Source organism: Woronichinia naegeliana WA131, from assembly GCA_025370055.1.
GTDB classification, from domain to species: Bacteria; Cyanobacteriota; Cyanobacteriia; order Cyanobacteriales; family Microcystaceae; genus Woronichinia; species Woronichinia naegeliana.
The window spans coordinates 4782955-4807174 of record CP073041.1 but is presented as its reverse complement, the minus strand read 5'-3'; the positions used below and the strand labels follow the sequence as shown (position 1 = coordinate 4807174).

Below are 24220 nucleotides of genomic sequence, written 5' to 3'. Positions count from 1 at the left end.
CAATGATGACAGCAAAACTAATTAATGTAGAGGGTTCAAAGATAAAAATAGAACTAACATTAGAACTAAGTCGTTCAATGTTGGATACAGAAATAAATATTCAAAAAGGCTTAAACGAAGTAGGTTGCATCGCCAGCAAAGAAGCCTTGAAATATTTAGATACAGATGGTTCACCCTTAAAAATCGGTGAAGAAATCTGGAAGAGTAAGGGAGAGCAACCGAAAGAATATCAAACACCTTATGGTGAGGTTATAGTGAATCGTCATGTATATCAGCGTTCACCTTTGAGGAAAAACGTATTGCCCCTTAGAAAGAGAAGCAAGGATAATCATAACATCAACGCCATTATTGGCAAAACAGGTATCCTCAAAAATGTCAGGGATGGCAGGCAAAGAGGTGAAAAATGATTTATTAGAAAATCATGGTAGAAAAGTAGCGCTATCCTATATCCAAAGATTGAGTGAAGCAGTAGGAAGTGTGGTACAGGCAAAAGAAGAAGCGTGGAGTTATGCCCCGCCCAAGGAGGATAGCCAAATTGCAACAGTGGGAATAGGATTAGATGGAACCTGTATGCTGATGTGTGAGGATGGCTACCGTGAAGCAATGGTGGGAACCGTTTCCCTATACGATAGTGAAGGCGAACGTCAACCTACAATCTATCTAGGTGCGGCACCAGAGTATGGAAAAAAGAGTTTTCTAGAAAGATTAGAAAGAGAAATTGAGCGAGCGAAAAACCGTTATCCAGAGGCAACATTGGTCGGGATAGCAGACGGGGCAGAATCAAATTGGAAGTTTTTAGAAAAGCAAACGGAAGAACAGATATTAGATTTCTATCATGCCTCTGGTTACTTAGGTGCCTTGGCAGAAGCGTTGCATCCGAATACCGTGTCAAAACAAAAAGAATGGTTGACTGAAAATTGTCGAGAACTCAAGCATGAAAAAGGAAAAGCAGGAGAACTGCTAAATCTGATGAAAGAAGTCAAAGAAGAAAAAAGTCATTCTAAGAATCTTACCGAGAAACTACAAGCAGCGATTACTTATTACGAGAATCATCAGCATCAAATGGATTATGCTGAATACATAGAGAAAAAGTATCCGATTGGTTCAGGTGTTACGGAAGCAGCTTGTAAGACGTTGGTCAAACAACGATTATGTTGTTCAGGGATGCGATGGAAGGAAAAAGGAGCAGGAATTATTTTGAGCCTACGAGCTTTGGTATTGACCAAGGAACGATGGAGTCAATTTTGGGCAAAACTTGATCAATATGGGTTCCCTGTAGAACCCTGATTACAACAGCTTTTATCAACTAAAGGTCGCACCCGTCGTAACTGCCTTTGAAGCTAGGGGAAGCAGGATTGCCAATGCTGATTATTTGTAAGCCCAAATTATGATCAGCAACATAGGCGAAGTTACCCACTACTTGGACATTCTGGGCATAACCTGGGGTGTCGTAACTACCTTTGATCCAGGGATAGTTCGGGTTAGTGGTGGAAAGGTCGATTATTTGTAGTCCTGAATCATAATCTGCAATATAGGCGTAGTTACCCACTATTTGTACACCTTGGGCACTACTTGGAGTGTCGTAACTGCTTTTGAGAGTAGGAGAAGCAGGATTGCTGATGTCAATTATTTGTAGTCCTGAACTATCATCAGCAATATAGGCGTAGTTACCCACTATTTGTACACCTCGGGCATAACCTGAGGTGTCGTAACTGCCTTTGAGAGTAGGAGCGGCAGGATTGCTGATGTCGATTATTTGTAGTCCTGAACTATCATCAGCAATATAGGCGTAGTTACCCACTATTTGTACACCTCGGGCATAACCTGAGGTGTCGTAACTGCCTTTGAGAGTAGGAGCGGCAGGATTGCTGATGTCGATTATTTGTAGTCCTGAATAGTAATCTGCAACGTAAGCGAGGTTGCCCACTATTTGTACACCAAAGACATAACCTGGAGTGTTGTAACTGCCTTTGAGAGTAGGAGCGGCGGGATTGCTGATGTCAATTATTTGTAGTCCTGAACTATCATCAGCAATATAGGCGTAGTTACCCACTATTTGTACACCTCGGACATAACCTGAGGTATTGTAACTGCCTTTGAGAGTAGGAGAAGCGGGATTGCTGATGTCGATTATTTGTAGTCCTGAATCACCATCAGCAATATAGGCGTAGTTGCCCACTATTTGTACACCTTGGGCATAACTTGGAGTGTTGTAACTGCCTTTGAGAGTAGGAGAAGCGGGATTGCTGATGTCGATTATTTGTAGTCCTGAATAGTAATCTGCAACATAGGCGTAGTTACCCACTATTTGTACACCAAAGGCATAACCTGAGGTGTCGTAACTGCCCGTTATCCAGGGATAGTTTGGGTTGGTGGCGGAAAGTTCTACTGGTACTAGATTGCCGTTGAGAGATAGAGTCGCATGATCATCTTCCGTTTTAATCCGACTCAACTCAGCCGCACTCAAATTAACTCCTCGCACCAAATCCGAAAACAATTCCCCTTCATCCCCAGCCGTATCGGTTTGATTAACCTGAGCATCCACAAAATGCCCATACTCCTCTAAAATAACCGCTTCCAAAGATTGCTGACTCGCCGAACTGATAAACGCATCCGACAAATAAATTGTATTCGTGCTAATGGCATAAGCTCCCCTCGCCGTTCCCAAAACCTCGCTACTGACGACTTCAATTTGGGGAAACGAACTAAAATCGTGACTTTGCCATTGCGACTTAAGCGTGAAAGCCGTTAAATAGTCGTATTGCGTTCCAAACGCCGTATCAAACAAATTCCAGAAATTTTCCAAACCCGCAAAAGCAGTGAGTTGGTTATAGGCAAGAGTCAATGCGGAGTTAATGCTCATAATAGTAACAAGTTAAGTGATTATATTGATTTAAAAACTTCAGAGCTGCGAAAAAGAGAATCTCTAACAACAGAAGTTATTCCAGTAATATTCTTAGCGGGCCAACTTTCGTTAGTCTATCAAATAAATACAAAAAAACAAGCCCTGTCCTAGGAGTCAATTACCACAAGGCTAGTAGATACAAGGGCTAGAGACGAATGTTAAATTTTATTACAAACTTCTAACCTTTGACGGGCAGGATGCCCATCCCACATTTTATAATTAATTTCAACTCGCTACTGAAAGGATTAGGTAAAGTCATCATTCTGGCCATCATTTAAAATTCATTAAATAATTTATTCTATTGATTGCCTAACTGGACAGTGCGAAGTTCTAGGAAAATCAACGAGTTTACTAGGGTTTCAGCCCCCAACGTCCTTCACCCCTCTTCCAGACTCACAATCGCTGAAAGGCTTTCAATGCAAGGCTTTTAGGCATTTTGTCAAAATGTCTGACAGAGAACTTCGCACTCTCCAGTGCCTAAAATCCTCAAAAGAATTTGTTGTCGCTGCTAATTTTAATAATTCATCCAAAACCGATAAATCAGAAGTTCTCATTAGATAAGTTTCTATTTCTAAGGGAAGTTCACCAAGACGAACTTGTAAAACTGCCTTGATATAATCACGAGCATTTTGCAAAGCCCCAATTTCCTTGCCAATTTCCTTGTCTCGCTCTATACCACGAAGTGACCTATTGCTTAATAAAGGCATAGTTCTTTCCTCCTCAAATTGTTGAATTTTAAAATCTAAACTTTCTTGTAGAAAACCTAGGGCGTGTCATCAATCAGGGCAAACGCATCAAAATTCTAGACTCTTTATTTGACAAGCCTTTTAGCATTTCATAAAAAATCAATAATGATTGCTGAAACCTTTACCTAGCCTATCGTTCAAAAATAAGATGCGTTTGCCCTGAAATAGTGACTCACATTCTTGACAGATAAACATCTTTCTCTCCCCATTATTTTTAGTTTGATAATGAGAGTAAACTGTCACTTCCTTGCTATGACAATGAGGACAGTCTCGCTTGAACAATTCTTTTTCTTTGCCATTGGAAAATATAGAGTCATTCAACTCTTGTCTTGGGTTTATCTCTTGGACTGACATACCTTCTCTCCTTTTTTAGCTGATTTATTTATGTTATTATACTTGTTAAACTGCTATAACTTTAAAGTCGTTATCTTCCAAACTTATATTGACTTCTTGTCTCTCTAAGGCATAGCCAGTAAGGCTTCCCACTTTTAACGAGCCTGAACCAGTACTCCTCCAGTGCCCCGTACTTCTAATTATTTTGATATTTTAGACTAAAACTAGCAATTTTCCAAGAGGAGATACTTAAAGTTAAGTCAGTTTTTTCTTCCAATAAATTGACAGCAGTTGTAATCGCCAGAGGAAAAGGACTTTGTAAGGAGAAAGTTGCACTTTGTCCTTGATATTCATAAAGACGTAATATCCAAGCCTGGGGATCATTTTCCTGACGTTTGAAAGCCATTAAGCAAAGATTGTCGGCTGCTAGGGTTAATAAACTTTGACGAGAAGATAGATTTCCCTTGCTAATTTTCTTGATAACGGTGGGGAAATACACCCGCAAAGGACGATTTAATTGATAGCCTTGACGGACAGTTTGGGCCGTTTTCCAGTCACCAAGATGGGGATAAAGAGCGTAGGTAAAATGGTGTTCTCCGCGATCGCAGTTTGGATCAGGCCAATTGGGACTGCGTAATAAAGTTAAACGCAATTGACTCGGCTGACCATCATAACCATACTTACAATCATTGAGCAAACTAACACCATAATTTTGATGGCGATCGCTTAAATCTCCCCAATGGAGTGCAGACACTTCCCACTTCGCTTTTTCGGCTGCCGTTTGAGGACAAGTTGGGCGTTCAATAACAGCACAGGGAACTTCATAGGTAATGGTTTCACTGGTAAGATTTAGGGGAAAAGCAGCTTTAACTAAGACTTGACTTTCCAGCCAATTCACCTGAGTTTTGATCTTAAGAATTGGTGAATGAATTTCGAGTAGATAATCTTGGCAAAATTGGGAAGATTGAAACTGTTTAATGACTCGAATACGCCAACGAATTGGCCCTGTTTCTAATATTTCTATGGATTCTAAGATGGTAGGGGATAAAGGATAGTTAGCATAATGAGGATCAATATTCCAAGCATCCCAATACTGACCTTGATCAGCAAAAAATTGTAATTGATTACCATTACCGCCTAAAATTTCTCGTTGCTGAACCTTATTCCATAGACTCTGGATATCTCCTGTTTCTGGATCAAGGGTAACTCGCACATAGGTATTTTCTAAAATTGGCTGATTTTCAATAAGAGGGGAAGATAACTCGCCTTGCTGAGGACAGAGCCAGTAAAGTTGATAGCCGATCGCCGGTATATTTTCCGCTAAAAACAGTAATTCATTGTCGGTGGTGAGTTGGGTGATAACAGTTTGGCCATCCAGATCACAGACTTGCCAATTAGGGGAATCAACCTTAACTCTCACCAGGTCGGAGCGTTGCCAGTTCAAACCATTAAAGATAACCAGGGGTTGGGCATTAATTTGAGGTGGATTTGGATAGTGAATTTGGGCAGCGATCGCCTTGAGTGCCTGGTTGATAATTTGCTCCGTTGTTGCTTGAACGAGTTGCCAATCTTGATTTGCTGTGACAAAAACTTCGGGAATAGAAGTACCGGGTAAAATATCATGAAATTGATTTAATAAAACTTTTTTCCAAGTTGATGCTAATAAGGCTTGAGGATAATCTAACCCACTGCTTAAGGTTGCCAAACTTGACCATAGTTCTGCTTCATAAAGTTGGTTTTCAGACCGTCGATTGGCTGTTTTTTGATCCGCGTGGGTGGTATAACAACCTCGATGGAATTCTAAATACAGATCATCCTGCCAAACTGGAATTAATTCTGGCTTTTGTAATAATTGCTGTTTAATCTTTTCTAAGTAATGAAAGGCGGTTGAGCTAGTAATTTTAGGGAAAAATTCAGAGGCTTGCCAGCGTTTTTTCACCATTAACATATCGCGGGTGGGGCCACCACCATGATCGCCGACCCCTGGTAGCCAAAAACTAGCTTTTAAACCGGTCTGTTGTTCCCATTGCACACTATAATTGCTCATGGTTATGGGATTGGTATCCATGACCCCCGCTACATTTGGCGGCGAACAGACGGTCATTAATTGACTGCGATCGGGAGATTGCCACCAAAACGCGCCATAGGGAAATTTATTTGTATCATTCCAGTGTAGTTTGCCGGTCACAAAATACTCAATGCCAGCTTGACTGAATATTTGCGGTAACTGAGAGCAAAAACCAAAACTATCGGGTAGCCAAGCTACTTTACTGATTTGATTAAACTTTTGTTTAAAATAGCTTTGACCGTAGAGTAATTGGCGTACTAAGGATTCTCCTGAAATTAAATTAACATCCGGTTCAACCCACATTCCACCTAATAATTCCCATTGTTGATCATTGACAGCTTTTTGAATTTTTTTAAATAGTTCAGGTTGATATTGCTCAATCCATTCATATAAAATAGGACTGGTATGACCGAAGGTTAAATCTGAAAATTCCTGTTGTAAATTCAACACCGAACGAAAGGTTCTGACTCCCACTTCCCAGGTTTCTGCCAATGGCCAAAGCCAAGCCATATCTAAATGGGCATGACCTAGAAGGTAAAATTCCCGTTCTTTGATGTTTTGGGCTAGGGGTTTTAAGTTTTGTCGTAATCTTGCTAAGGATTGATCAAATAAATTTCTATCACCAACTTTTTCCCAATTTATGCCATTTAAAGCTATTAATAAGTTTTCTAATTTTTCTGCTTCAAAGGCTTGCCAATATTGAGCTAAGACGGCCAGTTCATCGGCAACGAAGCCAGGATCAATAGCTGGAAATTCTCGTTCATAGATTAGCCGCGATCGCATTAAACCGCCTATATCATGGCCAGGGCTAACTAGACGCAAAACAATGTTAAAACTCTCTCCTGGTTGAGCCGATTCTGCCAGAACAATTCGCGTACTAGAATCGAATAAATCCCCTGCTTGAGCCAGCTTACTATTAACATAAATTTGAGCATCTTCGGCCCACCAGGCAAGGGATAATCTCAGGCTAAAACCATCAAGAGGATAGTCTGCTAAATGGAAAGGAATAGTTACTTTCTGGGTTAACCATTGAACTTGATGACCTTTTTCCCAAGTAATATAATGATTTTCATTCAGAGGAGCAATATTTTCTAGAATTTCCTCGGTCGGATTGGTCAGACTCATTTCTGAGCTTAAATACCATTGGGACTGAATATCAAGTTGGGTCAGTTGACGGAGTTTATTGAGGTATTGAGAGATGGCTTCAATATTGTTCACGGCTGGGAAAATTGAGAGTTATGGACTACCTGGAATCTTAATTTTATCAAAAATGTGAACTTTATTTCTAACTGGACAGTGGGAAGTTTATGGATGGCAGAGAAGGTAATGACTATGCGGCCAAAGTAAGTCTATCAGGACTTGGAAAAGGGTCAAGTTTAGCGGCAAGGAATTTAGGCAAAAGCAGACTAGGTGGACTTTGAGGAAAAATCATTGGGGCTTGATGTTGGATGGCTAGTTGAGCAATGCGTTCACTAGGATAGCCATGGGAGGGTAGAGTCCGAAACCAGCGAGGGAAATTAGCCCAAATCCCCTGGGGTAACTCTAAGGAAAGAATTTGAAGTAAGCCGAGAACAATGACATGAAGATTAACAAAACGCTCAAAGGCTTCTACTTTGTTTAAAATCTGAGTCTGAACAGTTTGGGGATAGTCAGGGAGGATAAGATTGCTAGGCCAGGTCGGTAAAGTAGGAAGAGCCTTAAGCCAAAAACGATAGGCAAAGCCGCCCAAAAGATGGATTAATTGACGAAAAGTGACTTCAATCTTAAATCGGAGACCGTAAGCGGCAATAATCTCAGGTCCAGTCAAACGGGTGCGACCTTTAGTTGATAAAAGCTGTTGTAATCAGGGTTCTACAGGGAACCCATATTGATCAAGTTTTGCCCAAAATTGACTCCATCGTTCCTTGGTCAATACCAAAGCTCGTAGGCTCAAAATAATTCCTGCTCCTTTTTCCTTCCATCGCATCCCTGAACAACATAATCGTTGTTTGACCAACGTCTTACAAGCTGCTTCCGTAACACCTGAACCAATCGGATACTTTTTTTCTAAGTATTCAGCATAATCCATTTGATGCTGATGATTCTCGTAATAAGTAATCGCCGCTTGTAGTTTCTCGGTAAGATTCTTAGAATGACTTTTTTCTTCTTTGACTTCTTTCATCAGATTTAGCAGTTCTCCTGCTTTTCCTTTTTCATGCTTGAGTTCTCGACAATTTTCAGTCAACCATTCTTTTTGTTTTGACACGGTATTCGGATGCAACGCTTCTGCCAAGGCACCTAAGTAACCAGAGGCATGATAGAAATCTAATATCTGTTCTTCCGTTTGCTTTTCTAAAAACTTCCAATTTGATTCTGCCCCGTCTGCTATCCCGACCAATGTTGCCTCTGGATAACGGTTTTTCGCTCGCTCAATTTCTCTTTCTAATCTTTCTAGAAAACTCTTTTTTCCATACTCTGGTGCCGCACCTAGATAGATTGTAGGTTGACGTTCGCCTTCACTATCGTATAGGGAAACGGTTCCCACCATTGCTTCACGGTAGCCATCCTCACACATCAGCATACAGGTTCCATCTAATCCTATTCCCACTGTTGCAATTTGGCTATCCTCCTTGGGCGGGGCATAACTCCACGCTTCTTCTTTTGCCTGTACCACACTTCCTACTGCTTCACTCAATCTTTGGATATAGGATAGCGCTACTTTTCTACCATGATTTTCTAATAAATCATTTTTCACCTCTTTGCCTGCCATCCCTGACATTTTTGAGGATACCTGTTTTGCCAATAATGGCGTTGATGTTATGATTATCCTTGCTTCTCTTTCTAAGGGGCAATACGTTTTTCCTCAAAGGTGAACGCTGATATACATGACGATTCACTATAACCTCACCATAAGGTGTTTGATATTCTTTCGGTTGCTCTCCCTTACTCTTCCAGATTTCTTCACCGATTTTTAAGGGTGAACCATCTGTATCTAAATATTTCAAGGCTTCTTTGCTGGCGATGCAACCTACTTCGTTTAAGCCTTTTTGAATATTTATTTCTGTATCCAACATTGAACGACTGAGTTCTAATGTTAGTTCTATTTTTATCTTTGAACCCTCTACATTAATTAGTTTTGCTGTCATCATTGTTTCCTCTTTGTCACTTTTCATCCCATGTTAACACTTTTCTTTTCCTTCATCAACTAAAGGTCACACCCAGTCAAACAGAGGTCAGTAGAAAGCAGAATCAGTCTTTGTCCGTTGGGCAATTGGGTGAGGACAAACTTAACGAGCTGATGGGGACTATCCCAGTGGAACTCAAAGCACTGATAAGAAACGGAGACTTGTTGACCATAGAGCCAGACTTTAGCGGTGGGAAAATCCTCCACAAGAGCAAACAGGCTTTCTAGTTTTATTGAACTCCCCCAAAGCCGTGGTCGTCCTTTCCCCCTCAAGGTCGGAACGGAAGAAAAGGGAGCATATGCCACTGTAGAGCAACGCACTCGGGTGATGAGATGCAAGGCATTTTGGCGAAAACTTTTGAGCACTGCTCCACAAGCGAAGTAAGCATCCAAAATCACATAGCTTCCCGCCTCTGCGTAGGTAGTGCAAAGCTCCCCCATTTTCGTGACTAGAGTAGTCTTCTCTTTTTTGCTGCCTTTTTTCCCTTCCTTTACCGTTGCTTTGGACTTGATGCCATCGTCTAGCCGCAACACTAAGGGCAAGGCAAAGCAGGCTTTTCCTGCTCCCACCAAAACACTCAAGGCATTGAAGTAATGCCCCCTTATCCATTCTGGCTTCGCCACATTTCCGGATTCTTGGTGTAGTCGTTTTACCCCTGGCATCTTGCGCCCTTCTTTCCCCACTTTGATTCCATCCCCCACATACACTCGTTTTTCCTTGATTCGATATAGATTTTCATGCTGACTTACCCACTTCGACCATCCCAAGGTCAGTCCTTTGACGTTAAATGCCTTGGATTCAAACCAATGTAGTGCCTGATGGTAGTAGCTCTCTGTTAACCCTAAGGCATTGACATAGCTTGTTATTGCGCTCGGTTGGCTGTTGAGCACTACTCCCCAGGCTAATAGGATAAACCATTGGTACGTTGCTTCTCGGCTAAAGGCGGGACGGAGATTCTCTAGGATTTGCTCTAGTCGCTGACATAGTTGCATAATTGATAGATAGCACTGGCTATCGATTTTCTATATCAGCCAGTTTCGGACATAACGGCACTCTTGGGTATCGCATGTCCGATTTTCTTTTCTCACTTACCCTGCTCGAGAACTTCCCACTGTCCAGTTTCTAAACTAAAGTAAAATATCATGGTCATAGATTATTTGGTCTTGGTTTGAAGTTGTTGGCATTGATTATGCTCTCAAATGAAAGTTTTTAAATAACAAGAATTATTATAATTATTTTGAATAATTGCCGTTATTTTTGTCAGGTTTAAGCCGAGATCGCCTTTTTTCCTAAGTGTTTTAGGGATTAATTTCTTGCCAAAATTGATGATTAAGCATGGCTTCGAGGTCTGAAGTAAAGGGCCAGGATTCGGGAAAGTTGACTTGAGCATATTCGGCTTTGACGGTTTTGAGAGTAATTTTCCAGGCTTGATCAAAGGTAATTTCCCATTTGCTTTTAAGGCTAGGAACTTGAACGAGTAAGACTTCTAGTTTTTTGCGTTGGGTGCGAATGGTTCTTTCCCAACCGTTATAGTCGTAGGGAATATCAACATAAATTCGTTTTAGCAGGTGTTCTAATAGAGTGGTTAAGCGATTGAGAAGTTCTTTTTTTTGCGAAATTCCCAAGGATTCTACCTCCTCAATTAAGTTGTCTATATCTAGGTTTTCAAAGTCCCGTGCTTTGAGTTTAGCGACGGTGGTTTCTACCCATAGCAAAATATCACGGTCATAGATTGTTTGGTCTTGGGTTGAGGTTGTCGGCATTTTTTGTTCTTCCTAATAAAAGTTTTTAATAACAAGAATTATTGTAACGATTTTGAATGATCGCTGTTATTTTTGATGTCAGGTTTAAGCCGCGATCACCTTTTTTGAGCGAATCTGAGGTTTATTTTTTTGCCAAAGGGGTTTGTGATTAATTATTTCAACATAGGATTTAATCTGTTGATATGAGAGGCTTTTAGGTTTTATTAAAAATAAAAAGGTGATCACATTCATTTTTAAATTAAAAAGGAAGTTAACTTGTTAAAAGCCTTGATAGTTCGATTGCAACTTTATTTTGTCTTTCGGAAAGAAGATACAACAAGGATTTAAACGCATCAAAAAATAAGTCTTTTTGACGGAGTTGTTTTTGATCATTATTCCATGCAACATTTAGCAAAGAAGCAATAGAATCCATTACGGATTCTTCCTTAAGAAGATGATTATTGTTTTGCTGATTTATAACTTGTTCAACCCAAACTATACCTTGTAGGCGAATTGGTTGTGCTGCGGCTGTCTTTAACCATCGAGCAAAACGATCTACTTGCTGACTATAGACTGGAACATTTTTAAACCAATATTCAATTAAATCTTGTATTTCTTGAACGAGATAAGTGTTGTGTTCTTCCCAATAATGGATAGAGACTTGATCTAAACCGATAAGTCCGCTCCAAACATCATCATGGTATGACCATTTAGTAAAATTTTTACGATTTGAAGGTAATAAATAGTCAATAATCGACCTAAGAACTGGTATATAAGAAGGACAGATTGGATTTTGTTGAAGTCCATAACGGTGGAAGCCTCGAAGAAAATACTCAGGCCAATAATGAGCTTCTTCAGGAAGATTTAAGATAGGTTGCCATAGTTTTCGAGGACATTCACTTAAATCCATATATTGTATGATTTTAGCAATATTTTCTAATACCCATACTTCGTAACCATGTGGAACAAAATTTTCCCTATATAATTGATTTTTTTCTCGTGGTTCTGAAATAGGTTTGATTATGTAAGCTAATGCTTCTTGCCAGAAAGATATTATGTCACGACGTTCTTCGTCACTAACTGTTTTATCTAAATTAGGAAACCAACTGTGACCTGCTTCTATAAGTGAAAAATCTAAAAAATATTGCTGTCTCCACTGAGGTAATACTTTATCAATAGCACGAAAACTTTGGGGTTGATCCATTAATGGCCAACTTTTGATAATAGGTTCTATTTTTTTATCAACAAATGCTTTAATTTGCTTTTCTATCCATTGATTCAAATCCTCAAAAAATTTATCAATTACTTTTTGATCGGTTAAGTCTTGAATTTGTTCAACAGATATAATACGATTTCTCACAAAAGCCCATTCAAATAAAAGTCGGCGTAATCGAGTGAAATCTTTGCCAGCAAGAGCGCGGAACTCACTACAACGGCAGAAGAAAATATCCACTGCATTATAATGGTAAGTAAAAACCATGCTTGCAATAAGCTCACGAATATTTTTATCGTTGATATTCTCACGCCATATTAAAGGAAGTGTTTCTGCAAGAAAACAATCCCAATGAGTATCCCCTATTGATTCAGGCACATCAAATTGTTCCGATGATGGCGGCTCAAAAAAAAAGGCAGCTACCCCCAATTGATGAAAACTGACTCCTTTATAATCACGCCAAATTAAGGGTTCTCCCTTGGGAGTTCTGAGTCGTACCTTCCCACCATCTATGCTAATTTCTTCGACTTCTGTGTTAGAGGGTAATTCTTCAAAATGATAGCGATGTACAAGGCGTTGTTGCGTACTGTGAGAAACAGCAATTCCCGTCAATGATTGGATTTTCTTAGCTGCTTTTTCATAAGACTCATCGCCACTCAGTAGCAAACAGTTCTTCTCTAACATTGGACTCATCTGAGTTCGAGGCTTTAGTTCTAATTTCTTCGCTTGTTTTTCTGTAATGGGCAATTCCCCCAAAATACTTTTTACTGTTCGTATCCGACCTGTGGTTTCCTCGGTACTTGTTTTGACAAAAAAATACCTATTTCTGGGTTGACATACTGAATCATTAAGTCTCTGACAGTCTCCTCTATTTCTCCCAAATTATTAAATGTTTTAACTTGAGATTGTTGATAGAGACATTCTCCCAACTCTTGACATAACTCTTGAATCCTTTTTTCATTTTCTGATAACACTGATAACATGAGATTGTTCCTCAATTGGGATAGATTTTGGAAAGTGGGTCTCGACTATTATACTCTCATTTCTTTTTTTGATAAAGTTCGATAAAGTTCAAAGTCTTATTTTTCTGCCCATAAGTATTAATACTTATTGCATAAGTGAGATGCTCCCGCTCAAAAATAAAATTTTTAATATAATTAAAGCACCATTGCTTACGCTCTGAGTATGTATCCAACCAACTTTGATGAAACTTGATAAATACAGAAATCCCACCTAAAATACAAGCAGCTAATTGATTAACAGAGTATTGTAAATATTGATCTTTATGAATATAGATAAGTTCGATTTGTTGAAGTTCTTGACACAATAGCTCTAATTCATCCGTTTCTAAACATTTATCTTTTTTGAGTATTTCTCTGCAACGATATGGAAATACAGAAATTAGCATATTCATTTTGGCCGCTTGTATTTCTTCTGCTTTTTCTTCTTCTTCTAACTTTTGAGCGGCTACATTAACAATTACTTGACCAAATTTTGAATGTTGTTGAATTTCAAAATTATTTATGTCAAAAGTGATAATCAGTTGTTTGAGAAAATCACGCAACTCACTTTCGACATTCATAGATAATCTTTGTTCCCATTGAGGTCTAATATCTTCAAAAAAATCTCTTATATTAGAGCTAGTTAAAAATAATTCACAAGCCAGATGACGTAAATCCTTTTTTCGATGTTCTAACTGATTAAATTTGTGTGATAACTCGATAATAATTTTACTTTCAAAAAAAGAGCCAATCATTAAATGATTACGCCTACCTATGATCACTTCAATATCCCAAAAATAAAGTTCAGGAATACCAAGAAGAGGTTTGAGAGGCCCCTCAAAAAGCATCGGTAATCGTTTTCCGACATTACACAAAAGTCCTAAAATTGCGGTACTTTTCACTTTTTTTAAAACAAGAGTTATCTCTTCATCAATGTTTTCTTCTCGTTCGATGCGAAGATAAAAATATTGCTCAAGAGCCATTAGAGCAACAACAACTTCATCAGGGGGAATTGTTCCCAATCCAGATGACCATCCATATACCCTAGAATCACCGATAAACTCATATTTACACTGATTAACTACAATACTTAGGGGCTGTGGATAACAACAATCTTTTTTAATGAAATGGGATATAGCGTTATCAAATTCTCTTTGAGATTGTGAAGCATACTCATTTGCACCTAAAATAGCATCAAATAACCACCTATCGGTTGCAAAGTTTACAAGGCGAGCAATTAATTCTAATCCTTCTTTAAAGTCAATCTGTAAAAAGCGTAAAAAAGGCCCGTGACAATATGTAGGTATATGCCAATCTTGAATTTTTTCGATGTCAAATTGAACTTCATAAGTACGAATTAAATATTTTTTCAGTCTTCTACGAACACTAATCAAGACTGCTAAAATAACTTCTCGTGCTACGGAAGGATCAACTTGAATTAATGGCAAAATTGTTTGTAATTCAAGAACTACATGGCGAAAATCATCGTCAACTCTTCTTTTTGGCCCATCTGGCCAAGGTTCGGGTAAAGGTTCAGTCGGATCAAAAGATAAGGGAAAAAATCTTTTGTCAGGAATATATTTTAATTCCTCATCCTCTTCAGGAGTATTAGCTCTTGCGATTCTTTCACTTGCTCTTAAGGCAAAATCACTAATTTGTTCGGGAAATTCTCTCGCTCCCATTAAAGCTACACGATAAAAATCTTTACGATTCTTGTGGAAAACCGATTTATAATTATCTTTTGCCAATAAAGCTTTTTTTCCTAACATCAATCCGATTTCAGCTACTTCCGATCGAAATATTGAATTTTGAGGAATATGCTCAAGCCACAAATGAACAACTTGGCAAATTTCAATAGGGGCAATGTTGATTAACTCATCACGATAATCATTAATAAAACGAAGTATTGGCAACCATAATGGCCAGTAAGGAATACGAAAGTTTGCTGAAGCTTCGGTTTCGTTATGTCCTAAAGAACGACTGATTTCAAGCATTTGTTGATCTGGCAATGTTGCAGAAATCAAAAATTGGGCTAGTAGGCGTTTCAGTAATTGACCTTCGTTAGCGATTAAGCTCTGGTATATCAATACTAACAATGGAAAAGGATCAGCCGCAAAAATTGGCGATTCGAGTAAAAGATTTTGGGCAAGTAAAATGTCATTATTTTTAAGATTGTCAAGGGTATTAGTCCATTTTTCAACGTCCCGACAGTTTTCCAAGAGATACTGCCCATAAAGACGAACAGCACGATGCCACATTGGAGAGACAAGACGATCTTTAAGATAACTGGCAAGATTATCAGAATGGGAAATAAGAAGTTGCAACCGAAACCAATCACCATATAAATCATGTTGAAACACAATACTATTATCTTGTGTTTGATTAAAAATTTTGTCTTTAATTAAACCTTCAATGATTGTTAATTGTGATTGTTCAGTCTGTAATAGGGGAAATCTCTGTTTGAGATTATCCGCTTGATATTCTGCAACCTTTTGAACCAAACAAGATTTAGAAATACCTTGTTCCGTATTTTTGATATAGGAATTCCAAAACCATTCAATTACACTTGATTCACCGACCCATTGATCAACTTGAATATCGTCATCTAAATTAAGTCTAGTTGCTACCAAATCTAAAATTTTTAAATTGCCAAGAATATCTTGTAATTGAGTTTGATACTTGAGTCTGCTGGCTTTAGGAAAGCTAGACCAAAGTGGCTCTAAGTCTTTTATTAACAAAGGTTTACAAATAAACTCATTAAAACTAATACGTGGTAATGTATGAATTAATTTCTCGCTCAATCGTGATAAATCTTGGTTTTGACAAGTTATTAAAAGCCGCCACTGTGGTTGCTCTTGATGAAAATCAAATAATCTCAGAAAAGTTGAGAGCAATTTAAATGAGTCAGTATTGTAGAGGCGATCAAGTCCATCAAGAACCAGTAATCCTTTTTTAGTGGATAGTGACTGAACTACTTTATCTAGGGAATTTGCAAGCTGTAAATCAGATTCAAAAGCCGCAAAATCTATTTTTTCAAACGAGCGAGAATCAAACCATAAAACAGTTTCATCTTTTTGAATTTGTGTCTCTGCATAATCTCTTACTAACGAAGACTTGCCAACACCTGAAGCACCAACAATTATTGTTACAGTGTTGTCAACCGTGTTTTTTTCTAATTTCTCTAACTGATTGGTTCTTAGTAAATAGACTTCGCCCCCAATTTTATTCGAGACTTGCTCGATTACTTGTTGACTTTTTTTTTGTAATTTAATCTGGTCAGCTTTTAGAGAATTTTTTGCTGGCTCTTGTTTGGGTAAATAAGATTTCAGAAAATCAATCAAAAAAGCCGCCGAAGCTTTAGCCGAAAAATGATGAAAAGAATCATCCTTAAACTCATCGGCATAATCACAAACACCTTTCACAAAAATCATATAGTCAACTTCTTGAATGGCTGAAACTATTCCAATAGCTTCTCCCTCCATCTCTAGAGCAATAATTTTTCTTTCTCCTGAAGTAGAAATTTGTTCCCATATTGAAGAATTTTGTATGACTTTGTTTCCCGTACCGACCACTCCTAAGTGAATATTAAAAGCAGGATCTTTCTCAGGAAAACTCTTATCACAAAATAGTTCTTCTTCTATTTTTTCCTGTCCTTCTGAAGTCAAACTAAAGCCACTTAAATTCATCCATCCTTCTTGTCTTAACTTTTTAATCGCTTCTTTGCGTTTGTGACAATATTCTTGAAGACCAGGATAATTTTCAATTGATAATTTTTGATTTTGCTTACAATCATATAATGCTCGTAACAACCATTTAGATTGATAGTCTATAGAAAGCGGTCTTTCACTAATAAATGATGGTTGCCATTTATTCTGAATTTCTTCAACGGCTCGTTTCCAGTTTGGATTGAGATTAAATGTAGTAATATCGGGCTGAAAAATTTCATTCTCACCTTGTTTTTTGAGCTTACCTTCGTCATATCGAAAAATACGATCCGCGACTATGACATCTCCTAAAAAAAGATCTCCACGCTTTCCCGCACAAATTCCACACATTGCGATACATCTTGCCTTAAGTTGCTCGGTCAACCTTGTTGCTAACACTGCCGCAGATGTCGTTCCCATCTGATTTGCCCACATTGCCGCTATCCGAAAGGAGAAGCCCTGCTCACTGTCAAAATTACGAACATAATACTGAGAAAAATTGCGCTCATCAGTAATTTTTTCCCACTCTGCTTCACCCCCCGTTACTTCAAGTAGAGCATCAAATTCTTGCTTGAGGGCTGTAACAATCAAAACATCTACATTTTCGCTAGACATAGCCAGTCTCTCGTATATCTTGAGTTAATACTCTAGCATATTTTCAATAACTCATTAAGACTGCACGTTATTCAAATGCGATCGCTTCTTCTTTTTCGCCTAAGTCGGATAGCGCATTCCCAAGATTGTTTCCATCTTATCATTAGACTCAGAGCCACCAAAACCGCCTTTCCGTTCTAACAGATAATCTAATTACAATTAACAACCCTCAATAAACCTCATCGTGAGTCCCAATATTAAGCAAAACAATCTCATCTTGAGTCGTCTGCTCGTTTTTTTGAATCGTAAAAATAATCCGACAATCATATCCACAAGAACAAGCCCTTAGCCCATCATGCTCACCCTTTAGGCGATGAGTCATCAAATTGGGCGCGAATACATCCTCCCTCATTTGCAGCAACGTTTTTTCAACTTGTCGCTGTAATGCCGTGTTACGCTGGACAAACTTTTTAAAAGATCGCCTAAATCTAGCCGTTAAAATTAACTCTCTCATTAATCCTCATCGCTTTCCAGATAACAACGTAATTCTGAGATAACTTCTTCTGCCGACATTGGTTTCAAATTCCCTGTGCGGTACTCTGCCAAAGCCTCACGACATTCCTCCATGATTTCTAGCCTTCGGACTTCTGCCGCCCGTTTTTTGACAATATCAGCCAATAATTCTTGCTGTTCTCTGGGTAGTTGACTGACCACCTCTAACGCATTTTCAAACGTAATCATCTTGACTCCTGAGTTTCAATTTAATCTCTCAATTCAGTATAAATCTAAATTTAAAAATCAGAAAGCACGGTCAAATTTTGGGAAACAATAACCTTTTTCATAGTTCATCAGACGTTTCGAGTACCATCTCTAAATGGGCGATCGCCTCTTCTGCGGTATAGGAAGGCAATAAACCCGCCCGATAAGCCAACCTTGACTCCTGAGCATCTCTCGCAATTTCATCCCGTCGCCGCTCAATTTGACGTTGACGAATAATGTCTGCAAATGCTTCTTGTTCCTCGTCCGTTAACTGTTCCACCGCCTCCAGAACATCCGTTAAAGTAACCATCTTAAAAACTCCCTGTTAATAGCCTAATTTATTTTATAACTTACAATAGGCATAATTTACACTGCTATAATTTAAAGCTAAGAATTATTTCCGTTAGACGTTCGTGCAAAAGCGAGGTAAAACTGTATGAAAGCTGAAGAATTAGAGCGACGATTTGATGACGGTGAAGACATTCTAGAATTTTTTGATCTAGCTAATCTCAAACGCCCTGGTTTAGAAAAGAAACCTATCAACATTGATCTGCCCCAATGGATGCTAGAAGCCTTAGAAAAAGAAGCTCAACACTTAGGAATATCTTTACAATCCGTTATTGAACGCTCACTGACTGAATCACTTTCTAGATAACGATTTAATTCTGCGATAACTTCTTCCGCCGACATTGGTTTTAAATCCCCTGTTCGGTACTCTGCCAAAGCCTCACGACATTCTGACCTAATTTCTAGCCTTCGGACTTCTGCCGCCCGTTTTTTGACAATATCCGCATTCTATTGTTAGTTAGTACGCACTAAAAAAGAGCATCTTTCAGAAACTCGACAGGCTAGAATGCTTATCTAGTAAGGGATTAACATGGTCTTGTCGCCCCTTCAGAATCATCAACTAATTATTTACAGGTGGAAATTTTGTCTGATTTTGCCCCTCTTCATTCCTATGCCCAAGCTTGGCTGCAACGTTTGCAACAAGACCGAGCGATCGCCGTTTTGCGTGTTAGGGATGTTTCTTTAGGTCAAGTATTAGCTGCTGCCGTAGCCCAAGGGGGAATGGGCCTGATCGAAATTACCTGGAACAGTAACCATCCTGAACAGATTATTGCCTCTCTTCGTGAAACCCTACCCCACTGTTTAATTGGCACGGGAACGGTATTAACTCTAGAAGATTTGGAAGGAGCGATCGCCTGTGGTAGCCAATTTTGTTTTACGCCCCATGTTAACTCTCGCTTAATTGAGCGGGCCCTTCAGGCAGAAATACCTATTATTCCAGGTGCTCTCACTCCGACCGAAATTGTCACAGGTTGGCAAATGGGAGCCAGTGCCATCAAGGTTTTTCCGGTACAGGCCCTGGGCGGGACAGACTATATTCAAGCGTTGCAGGGGCCATTGGGAAATATTCCTCTCATTCCGACCGGCGGTGTGACCCTTGATAATGCCTTACCGTTTATTCAGGCGGGGGCGATCGCGGTGGGTCTATCCGGTCAATTATTTCCCCCCGATCTGATTGCTGCACAAAATTGGACAGCCATTACTCAAAAGGCAAGATTGCTATGTGAGCAACTTAAGAATATGTCAGGGAATTCCTGGTAACACTCAGCCGAATGTCCCTTTTTGGTCAATAATAGGGTGACAGTTAAGAAGTTCGGTCTTCTTAATCTCTGATCAGCCTTTCTCCAGACGAGTCCTAACCGCCTATTTCGATGAAGGGCAAACTCTGTTTATGGATTTTATCAATTGAACGTAACGATTATATATGGTGATCAATAACGGAGCCGACAGCCAGCTTTTTCTGCTAGAAGTAACTCTTGCGTCCCAATCCCCTGGTAAAACCTTGACCGGACTTTCTCCACGCCGAGGACAATGGTTCCTCAAAGTTCCCGTTACCCGTCTTAGCCAAGAAATTCGTCAGCTTACCTGTCTTGGAGTCAAAATTCTCCGTATTACACCCGTTTCCCTGCTTTTAGCCACGGTTAATCTGGATTGGTGGTTAGAAGTTTATACCGATAATCCCCGTTGTCTTTACTATTTTGGCCCTTTCAACAGTGAAGCAGAAGCTCAGTACCATCAAACGGGCTATGTGGAAGATCTTCAGCAGGAGGGAGCCGATAATATTTCTGTACAGATTAAGCAGTGTCATCCTCAAACCCTGACTCAAGAATGGTAGCGAAGAGGAGATTTTAGCGGGTTCTGATTATCTAGGCAGTAGTCCTCTCGGTTCTTGGGCAAGAATTGAATTGGAGTAGTAAGGGAAGATTTTGGCGATCGCCGAAGATTTTTAGTGGCGTTGTCGGGGTCAAGAGCCTGTCTGCAACGCTCGAAAATCTGAAGCATTGATGTCTTCTTGCTATCTACATAGACTAAGGACAATCCTGTTGACTCATTCCATAGAGAAAAACAATGTAAATAGCTCAAAAAATTTATTTGCAAAAGTTAACAAAAAGTTTACAAACTTTAATATAATCAGAGCAACAACTAATAGGTATTTCTTCTTATTGTCATGACGGTGGATCACTTCCCTTGGCTCTCTGCAATCATTCTCTTTCCCCTGATTGCTTCTTGTCTCATTCCCATACTGCCTTACAAAGACAGTAAACAAGTTCGTTGGTATGCCCTCGGTGTGGCGATCGCGGACTTTATGTTAATGATTTATGTTTTCAGTCAGCATTACGACCCCACGCAATCATCCTTTCAATTAGTCGAAAAATACGCTTGGATTCCCCAATTTGGACTGAGTTGGGCTTTGTCGGTGGACGGAATTTCCATGCCCTTAGTCCTATTGGCCGGTTTAGTCACCACTCTCTCCATCTTTGCCGCTTGGCAAGTTGACCACAAACCTCGACTATTCTACTTTTTAATGCTGCTGTTGTATGCAGCCCAAATTGGTGTCTTTGTCGCCCAGGATATGCTGTTGCTCTTCATCATGTGGGAGTTGGAACTCGTTCCGGTTTACCTACTGGTATCGATCTGGGGTGGCCAGAAGCGACAGTATGCCGCCATGAAATTCTTACTCTATACAGCCGCCGCTTCTATTTTCATTCTGGTTGCAGCCCTGGGCATGGCCTTCTATGGCGATAACATGACCTTTGATATTGCTGAATTAGGTTTAAAAGAATATCCCCTCGCCTTAGAACTATTTCTCTACGCCGGACTGTTAATCACCTTTGGTGTTAAATTAGCCGTCTTTCCCCTTCATACCTGGCTCCCCGATGCTCACGGTGAAGCGTCTGCTCCTGTTTCGATGATTTTAGCGGGTGTATTGCTCAAAATGGGTGGCTATGGCTTAATTCGTCTCAATTTAGGATTGTTAGAGCAGGCTCATGTTTACTTCGCTCCTATTCTGGTCATTTTAGGGGTCGTTAATATCATCTATGGCGGTTTTAGCTCCTTTGCTCAAACCAATATGAAACGGCGTTTAGCCTACTCTTCCATTTCCCACATGGGCTTTGTGTTGATTGGAATCGCCTCTTTTACGGATCTAGGGATTAGTGGAGCCATGCTACAAATGATCTCTCATGGTCTTATTGCTGCCGCTTTATTCTTCTTAGCTGGTGTCACCTACGATCGCACCCATACCCTGAATTTGGCTGAAATGGGGAACATTGGCAAAATTATGCCTAAAGTCTTTGCCCTTTTCACGATCGCCGCTATGGCATCCCTGGCCCTGCCTGGTATGAGTGGCTTTGCCAGTGAACTATCCATTTTTGTCGGTGTTAGCAGTAGCGATATTTACAGCACCACTTTCCGCACAGTCACCGTCTTTTTAGCCGCCATTGGTTTAGTGTTAACGCCAATTTATCTGCTCTCGATGCTACGCCAACTCTTCTATGGAACCGATGCCCCTCTGGTTTGTGGTCTGGAAGATCAAAATCAGACCAAACGGGAAAGTCAAGAGGCAGTCTGTTTTGGAACCAGTTGTGTGTTACCCGAAAATGCCCATTATGAAGATGCCTATCCCAGGGAAGTCTTTATCGCCGCTTGTTTCTTGTTACCAATCATTGCAGTGGGTTTCTATCCCAAATTAGCGACTCAATCCTACGATGTGACAACGGTGGCTCTCAATGGCCAGTTACGTCAGTCCTATACCCAAGTGGCTGAAGCTAGTGCTAACAATATCTATGCCGAATTAGTGACGGCTCCTCGTTTACCGGAAGCTAAAATTGCTTCTAGCCTAGGTGTCCGCCCCTAGACAATCTGAATACTATTAGTTCATCTAAACGTTAAATTTTTTTGGCGATCGCTTTTTTCTGACTGAAGGGGAAGAGGCGATCGCTTTTTTCTGACTGAAGGGGAAGAGGCGATCGCTTTTGACTAACAGCCCCCTCAATAAATTATCCTGTGGAAGGACAGTCTTTTAATAAAAATCTAGAAAATCAAAAATGCCAAGAAATACATCTAAAATACCTAAATCAAAAAAAAGAAGTTTTTCAGGCTTTGATCTTGCTTCTGCCTATAAACAATTGGGGATTAAGACGTTACTACCTTGGTTATTGCCAGCCATTTCCCTTAAGCCTACAGATTTTTTCATTAAAAGGTTAGAGCGACTCCATAATATTTTTGATCTCCGAACCTATGAAGAGTCAAAAAAATTGCTAATTGATGCTTTCTGTGAAGAAGCAATGGAGAAAGTTGAAAATCTAAAAATTTGGAAAGGAGGCAAAATAGAGAGTGATGTCTTAGTCGGGAATGCGGATTATTTGATTGCGGAAAGACAAGATTATTTGGATACGCCTTTTTTGTGTATTGTTGAGGCAAAACGTGATGATTTTGAGCAAGGACTGGCTCAATGTCTCGTAGAAATGCAAGCCTGCCAATGGCAAAATAATCAGGTGCGAAGACCAATAGATGTCTTTGGAATTGTAACGAATGGACAAGGATGGGTATTTTATAAACTGACTTTGACGAGTGCAGTCTATGAAACTAGAACTTATATTTCGGATGATGCGGCTCAAACGTTAGGAGCTTTACGCTATATTTTTCAAGAATGTGAAAGAAATTTGGTTTCATCATTAAATTCCAATGATCCTGACTTCAATTGATCAGCGTCGCTTTTTTCTTCATAGTTAAGAGGCGATCGCTGAAAATATTAAAATTTATCTATGTTTGACAATGCTTGCAAATTCCTAGCTGAAAACTTTTCTGAAGATTATGCCACTTGGTTGCTTGGTCGTCCCATTACCCTGACCAAACTGAGTCCCACAGAATTATCTTTAGAACCGATTCGCGCTGATTCCCTAATATTGGAACAATCGGAAGATCTGGTATTACACCTAGAATTTCAGACCGAACCCGATGAAACAATGGGTTTTCGGATGTTAGATTATCGAGTCAGGGTTTATCGTCGTTTTCCGCTTAAAACCATGCACCAAGTGGTTATTTATCTGAAACGAACTAAATCGGCCTTGGTTTATCAAGATAGCTTTCAACTAGGAGCAACAACTCATCATTATCGAGTCATTCGTCTTTGGGAACAGTCTTCTGATTTATTTCTAACAAGTCCAGGTTTATTGCCCCTAGCGATATTAACCCAATGTGAGAAGCCAACAACACGTTTACGAGAGGTTGCCAAGGGATTGGATAGAATAGAAAACCAAGGGGTGAGGGCTAATCTCATGGCGGCAACGGCAGTATTCGCAGGATTAGTGATGGCACCTGAAACGATTAAAAAAATTTTAAGGAGTGACATTATGAAAGAATCAGCCGTTTATCAAGAAATTTTGCAGGAGGGAGAACAGCTAGGTCTTCTAAAAGGAGAACAGCTAGGTCTGCTCAAGGGCAAGCTTGAGGGCAAGCTTGAAACAATCCCTCTACTTACAAAATTAGGGTTATCGATCGCGGAAATTGCTGAAGAATTAGATATTGATATTGCTTTAGTCAATCAGTTTGTAGCTAATCAAAATAATTAAAAATTTAGATAATCATTGATCGGCGATCGCTTTTTTCTTGACATTAAGGGGCGATCGCTGAAAATATTAA

At 39.6% G+C, this 24220-nt stretch carries 16 protein-coding genes and 3 pseudogenes; 7 read left to right on the top strand and 12 right to left on the bottom strand.

The features are described from left to right. Window positions 1–5 precede the first annotated feature (5 nt). A pseudogene (locus KA717_24055) lies at window positions 6–1287 on the top strand (ISKra4 family transposase). Window positions 1288–1306: 19 nt separating this feature from the next. On the opposite strand, the gene KA717_24050 reads toward KA717_24055, so the two are convergent. From KA717_24050 to KA717_23995, 12 genes and pseudogenes are all read right to left on the bottom strand, one after another. Beyond that, window positions 1307–2863 (bottom strand): hypothetical protein, encoded by a 1557-nt coding sequence (locus KA717_24050; protein ID UXE59017.1) that lies wholly within the window; start codon window positions 2861–2863, stop codon window positions 1307–1309. 455 nt (window positions 2864–3318) lie between these two features. Next, complete coding sequence (locus tag KA717_24045) at window positions 3319–3612, bottom strand: hypothetical protein (protein UXE59016.1); 294 nt, start codon at window positions 3610–3612, stop codon at window positions 3319–3321. A 568-nt stretch (window positions 3613–4180) separates the two neighbouring features. Further along, the gene (locus tag KA717_24040) at window positions 4181–7270 is read right to left on the bottom strand and encodes an alpha-mannosidase (GenBank protein ID UXE59015.1); all 3090 of its coding nucleotides are present in this window, start codon (window positions 7268–7270) and stop codon (window positions 4181–4183) included. 112 nt (window positions 7271–7382) lie between these two features. Continuing rightward, entirely contained in the window at window positions 7383–7859 is a 477-nt protein-coding gene (locus KA717_24035; GenBank protein ID UXE59014.1) for a hypothetical protein, read from the bottom strand. Between the two features lie 36 nt (window positions 7860–7895). Next, a pseudogene (locus KA717_24030) lies at window positions 7896–9177 on the bottom strand (ISKra4 family transposase). Window positions 9178–9236: 59 nt separating this feature from the next. Beyond that, entirely contained in the window at window positions 9237–10208 is a 972-nt protein-coding gene (locus KA717_24025) for a transposase (protein ID UXE59013.1), read from the bottom strand. A 306-nt stretch (window positions 10209–10514) separates the two neighbouring features. After that, window positions 10515–10979 carry a DUF29 domain-containing protein gene (locus tag KA717_24020; protein ID UXE59012.1) on the bottom strand — a complete coding sequence of 155 codons (465 nt, stop codon included), beginning with the start codon at window positions 10977–10979 and terminating at the stop codon, window positions 10515–10517. Window positions 10980–12579: 1600 nt separating this feature from the next. After that, window positions 12580–13145, bottom strand: a pseudogene (locus KA717_24015) (ISKra4 family transposase). Between the two features lie 65 nt (window positions 13146–13210). Continuing rightward, a complete protein-coding gene (locus tag KA717_24010; protein ID UXE59011.1) occupies window positions 13211–17467 on the bottom strand; it encodes a hypothetical protein in 4257 nt (1418 codons plus the stop codon). 232 nt (window positions 17468–17699) lie between these two features. Next, on the bottom strand, window positions 17700–17984 hold the full coding sequence (locus KA717_24005; protein UXE59010.1) for a type II toxin-antitoxin system mRNA interferase toxin, RelE/StbE family: 285 nt from the start codon (window positions 17982–17984) through the stop codon (window positions 17700–17702). After that, on the bottom strand, window positions 17984–18211 hold the full coding sequence (locus KA717_24000; protein UXE59009.1) for a hypothetical protein: 228 nt from the start codon (window positions 18209–18211) through the stop codon (window positions 17984–17986). The genes KA717_24005 and KA717_24000 overlap by 1 nt, the downstream gene beginning before the upstream one ends. Before the next feature lie 97 nt (window positions 18212–18308). Continuing rightward, on the bottom strand, window positions 18309–18539 hold the full coding sequence (locus tag KA717_23995) for a hypothetical protein (protein UXE59008.1): 231 nt from the start codon (window positions 18537–18539) through the stop codon (window positions 18309–18311). A 126-nt stretch (window positions 18540–18665) separates the two neighbouring features. Here KA717_23995 and KA717_23990 point away from each other — a divergent pair, with 126 nt between their 5' ends. The 6 genes from KA717_23990 (at window position 18666) to KA717_23965 (ending at window position 24150) form a co-directional block, all read left to right on the top strand. Next, complete coding sequence (locus KA717_23990) at window positions 18666–18884, top strand: BrnA antitoxin family protein (protein UXE59007.1); 219 nt, start codon at window positions 18666–18668, stop codon at window positions 18882–18884. Window positions 18885–19159: 275 nt separating this feature from the next. Next, the gene (locus tag KA717_23985) at window positions 19160–19837 is read left to right on the top strand and encodes a bifunctional 4-hydroxy-2-oxoglutarate aldolase/2-dehydro-3-deoxy-phosphogluconate aldolase (protein UXE59006.1); all 678 of its coding nucleotides are present in this window, start codon (window positions 19160–19162) and stop codon (window positions 19835–19837) included. 163 nt (window positions 19838–20000) lie between these two features. Continuing rightward, window positions 20001–20411 (top strand): DUF1816 domain-containing protein, encoded by a 411-nt coding sequence (locus tag KA717_23980; GenBank protein UXE59005.1) that lies wholly within the window; start codon window positions 20001–20003, stop codon window positions 20409–20411. 333 nt (window positions 20412–20744) lie between these two features. Further along, a complete protein-coding gene (locus tag KA717_23975; GenBank protein ID UXE59004.1) occupies window positions 20745–22433 on the top strand; it encodes an NAD(P)H-quinone oxidoreductase subunit 4 in 1689 nt (562 codons plus the stop codon). Window positions 22434–22623: 190 nt separating this feature from the next. Continuing rightward, entirely contained in the window at window positions 22624–23283 is a 660-nt protein-coding gene (locus KA717_23970; GenBank protein ID UXE59003.1) for a hypothetical protein, read from the top strand. Between the two features lie 60 nt (window positions 23284–23343). Continuing rightward, window positions 23344–24150 (top strand): Rpn family recombination-promoting nuclease/putative transposase, encoded by an 807-nt coding sequence (locus tag KA717_23965; protein ID UXE59002.1) that lies wholly within the window; start codon window positions 23344–23346, stop codon window positions 24148–24150. Window positions 24151–24220 lie beyond the last annotated feature (70 nt).